Genomic DNA, 3,765 nt, shown 5'->3' with positions numbered 1-3,765 from the left:
CGGCCCGCAGCCTGCGCGCGTGGACCGGCTCGGCCATCGCCCTGCTGGCCTTCGGGATCTGGCGCCTGTTCAGCTCGGCCGCCAAGCCGCCGATCGTCGGCGAGACCGATCCGGATTTCGAACGGGTCCGCGCCATCCTGGCGACCGCGGAGGTCTCGCGCCCGTTCTCGAACCTGGCCCTGCTGGGCGACAAGCGGTTCCTCTTCTCGGCCTCCGGCGAGAGCTTCCTGATGTTCGGCGTGAGGGGGCGAAGCTGGATCGCGCTGGGCTCGACGGTCGGCAAGCGCGATGAGCGGCTGGAACTGCTCTGGCGCTTCCGCGAACTCGCCGACGCCAACGCCGCGCGGCCGGGCTTCTACAACCTGGAGCCGGACGATCTGCCCGACGTGGTCGAGCTGGGCTTTGCGATCCAGAAGATGGGCGAGGCCAGCATCTCGCCGCTGGAAGGGTTCACCATCGAGGGCACCAAGCGCGGCAACCTACGCCGCGCCTGGCAGCGGGCGGCCAAGGATGGGGCGGTCTTCGAGATCGTCCAGCCGGCCGATATCGCGCCGCACATGCCGGACCTGCGGCGGATCTCCGACGCCTGGCTCGAGACCCATGCCGGAGGCGAAAAGTCCTTCTCGCTGGGCGGCTTCGTCGACCGCTACGTCCAGGAGTTTCCCATCGCCCTGGTGCGATGGGAGGGGCGGATCATCGCCTTCGCCACGCTGTGGCCCACGGCGTCGCGCAGCTCGTTCTCCATCGACCTGATGCGCTACGTGCCCGAAGGCCCGCCGCGGATCATGGACTTCCTCTTCGTCGAGCTCATCAACTGGGGGCGGTCCGAAGGCTACGCCGCCTTCGATTTCGGCATGGCGCCCCTGTCGGGCCTCGACGACCGGCCTCTGGCGCCCGCGCTCTCGCGCGTCGGCCGGCTGATCTACGACCGCGGCGAGGACATCTACAACTTCCAGGGCGTGCGCCACTACAAGTCCAAGTACGACCCCACCTGGCAGCCCCGCTACGTGGCCGCGCCCCGCAAATGGGCCATCCCCATCCTCATGGCCGACGCCGGCCTGCTATCCTCCGGCGGCGTGGCCGGCCTCGCGAAGCGGCCGAAGAAGGCGGAGGGTTAGCGCGGCCCGAAGCCCATCGACTGTTCGGCGATGGCCAGCAGCAGCACCGCCGCCGTCGCAGCCGCCACCATGATCGCGCGCCATGGGACCAGCCGCGGGCCCTTCATGGGATTGGGCGGCCGGGCCCCGCGCCAGCCGGCGAAGGCCGCTATCGCCGCGAAGCCGCAGATGAGGGCGATGGTCACGCGCAGGTCCATCCGCGAGCCCTACGCGAAGCCCGCCGCGCCATCCACAGGAACCGCGGCCGCACACCAGATGTTGGGTTAAGCCTTCGTTTACACCCCAGGAATCGGTGGCTAGCGTCCGAGGCTAGGCGGAGAAGCGATTCGGATGAGCGGGGTGGCGCCCTGGAGCGTCAAGGGGATCGACCCGAAGGCCCGCGAGGTCGCCAAGGACCTCGCTCGTCGCTCCGGCATGACGCTGGGCGAGTGGCTGAACCGGGTGATCCTCGAGGACGACGTCCCCGATGAGGTGACGGCTGAGGCGCAGTTCGGCGACCGTCCGTTCCGCGCCCAGGCGCCGCGTCTGCGCGCCGTGCCGACCGGCCCGATGCCGCGGGCCGACAACGATCTCGCCGACGTCGCCACCGCCCTCGACCGACTGACCGACCGCATCGAGGCGTCCGAGACCCGCACGGGCCTCGCCATCAACGGCGTCGAACATTCCCTCCGCCAGGCGCTGGCCCGTATCGAGACCGCCGAGCGCGAGCAGCACGCGGCCTCCACCCGCCTCGAAGGCCTGCTTGCCGAGGCCTCCGCCGAGCAGAGCTACTTCGGCGAGCGCCTGCGTCGCATGGAGGCCGACGCCGCGGGCGGTCCGCGCTCCATCGAGGCCCTTCGCCTGATCGAGGCCCGCCTCGGCCGCATCCAGCCCGAGCTGGTGGTGGACACGGTGCTGCAGCGCCTGGGCGATCGCCTGGCCGCCGCCGAGTCCCGCACCGCCGAGGCGCTGGAGGGGCTCAAGGGGACGCTTGGCTCGCTGGACCGCCGGCTGGCCGCCGTCGAACAGGTCGGCGACCAGCGCACGGAGGCGCGCTTCGAGGCCTTCGCCGATGTCCTGACGCACCGGGTCGAGGCCGTGCGCGCAGAGGTCGCGGAGAAGCTGGCCCGGGCCAATGGCGAGGACCGCTTCGCCGAGCTGGCCATGCAGGTCCGCGCCGCCGAGCGCCGGTCCGCCCAGGCGGTCGAGGAGATCGGCCGCCAGGTCCTGTCGATGGCCGAGGCGGTGGGCAAGAAGCTCATCGAGGTCGACCAACGCGGCGCCGAGGCGATCGACCAGGTGGGCACGGAGATCGCCCGGATCGCCGGCGCCGTCGAACTGCGCCTCGCACGCGGCGAGCATGCCCAGGCCGAGGCGTTCGAGCGCTTCGGCGCCGAGCTGGCCGCCATCAGCGCCCGGATCGCCGCCGGTGGCCCGCCTCCGGCGCCCGCGGCCGCGCCGGAGGCCTTCGCCTTCCAGCCGGAGCTTGAGGCCCCGGCCGCGCCCGAACCTCAAGCCGACGTCGAGCCCCAGGCCGACGCGGGGGCCCACGCGGACGTCGATCCCGACCCCATCGCCGAGCTGCGCGCCTTCGCGCAGCGGGCGTTCGGCGAGCCCACAGCGTTCGCGCCCGCACCCGAGCCTGAGGTCGCGGAGCCGGGCCTCGCGCCGGAACCCGAGGCGTGGCCCGCGGCCACCACCATCGAAGCTGCGGCCGAGGCCGCCGCCGAAGCGGCCGCGCCGCTGCCCGAAGAGGCGGTCCCGGCCGAGCTGGACGCCCTCGCCGAGGCCATGCGGATCCTCGGCCCGCCGCCCGAGCCGGAACCGGAGCCTGAAGCGCCGCCCGCGGCGACGTTCAGCCCCGAGCTCTACCAGCGCGCCGAGACCGAGCAGGCCGAGCCGCCGCCTGCGGCCGCCGAAAGCCTGGGTGAAACGGTCACGCCGCCGTGGCGCCGGCTCGACCTCGACATCCCCGAGCCGCGGGTCCCGGACACCTTCGCGCCGATCCATGACGAGGACGAGGACGACCTCTTCCAGTCGGTCGAGCCGATCGACCCGATCCGCGAGCTCTCGACCCGCCAAGTGATCGAACAGGCCCGCGCCACCGCTCGCGCGCAGGAGGCCAAGGCGGCCGGTTCGGCCAAGGTCCGCGCCAAGATGAAGGCCGCTGCCTCGGGCCGCCTGTTCGCGGGCTTCCCGGGCGGGAAGTCCAAGGCCTCGCCGCGCCACTCGGCGCTGCAGACCGCCCTGCTGGTCGCGGGCGGCGCGGCCTTCATGAGCGTGGGCGCCGCCGGCCTCACGCTCATGCAGGCGCCGAAGGACCCGCCGCCGGCGCCCGCGCCGGAGCCAGTGGCCCTGACGCCCGACGGCTCGCCCGCCCGCGCCTCGATGGCCCTGGGCCCCGCCAGCTTCGCCACCGCGCCGAAGCCGGCGCCGTCGTTCGAACAGGTCCGCGCCGACGTCGAGGCCGGCCTCCCCGGCGCGCTCGACACCCTGAAGTCCCTGGCCGAGGCCAACCACGCCCAGGCCCAGCTCTACCTCGCCCAGCTCTACGACGAGGGCCAGGCCGGCCTGCCGCAGAACCCTGCCGAGGCGCGCCGCCTGACCACCCTCGCGGCCGAGAACGGCGACGTGAAGGCCATGCACAACCTCGGCGTCTACCTGTTCC

3 protein-coding genes are annotated in these 3,765 nt (G+C 73.1%); 2 read left to right on the top strand and 1 reads right to left on the bottom strand.

Going from position 1 to position 3,765, the window contains the following annotated elements; genetic code table 11:
* The coding region (locus Q0L11_RS15600) for a phosphatidylglycerol lysyltransferase domain-containing protein (protein ID WP_296598431.1) at positions 1–1,118 on the top strand (1,118 nt) is incomplete at its 5' end.
* On the opposite strand, the gene Q0L11_RS15595 is transcribed toward Q0L11_RS15600, so the two are convergent.
* Positions 1,115–1,315, bottom strand: a complete 201-nt coding sequence (locus Q0L11_RS15595) for a hypothetical protein (protein WP_296598430.1) — start codon at positions 1,313–1,315, stop codon at positions 1,115–1,117. The genes Q0L11_RS15600 and Q0L11_RS15595 overlap by 4 nt on opposite strands.
* A 133-nt stretch (positions 1,316–1,448) precedes the next feature.
* Here Q0L11_RS15595 and Q0L11_RS15590 point away from each other — a divergent pair.
* The coding region (locus Q0L11_RS15590) for a hypothetical protein (RefSeq protein ID WP_296598428.1) at positions 1,449–3,765 on the top strand (2,317 nt) is incomplete at its 3' end.

This window comes from Phenylobacterium sp. (genome assembly GCF_024508875.1).
Lineage (GTDB): Bacteria > Pseudomonadota > Alphaproteobacteria > Caulobacterales > Caulobacteraceae > Phenylobacterium.
The sequence above is the reverse complement of the archived record's forward strand: the minus strand, read 5'-3'. Positions and strand labels throughout refer to the sequence as shown.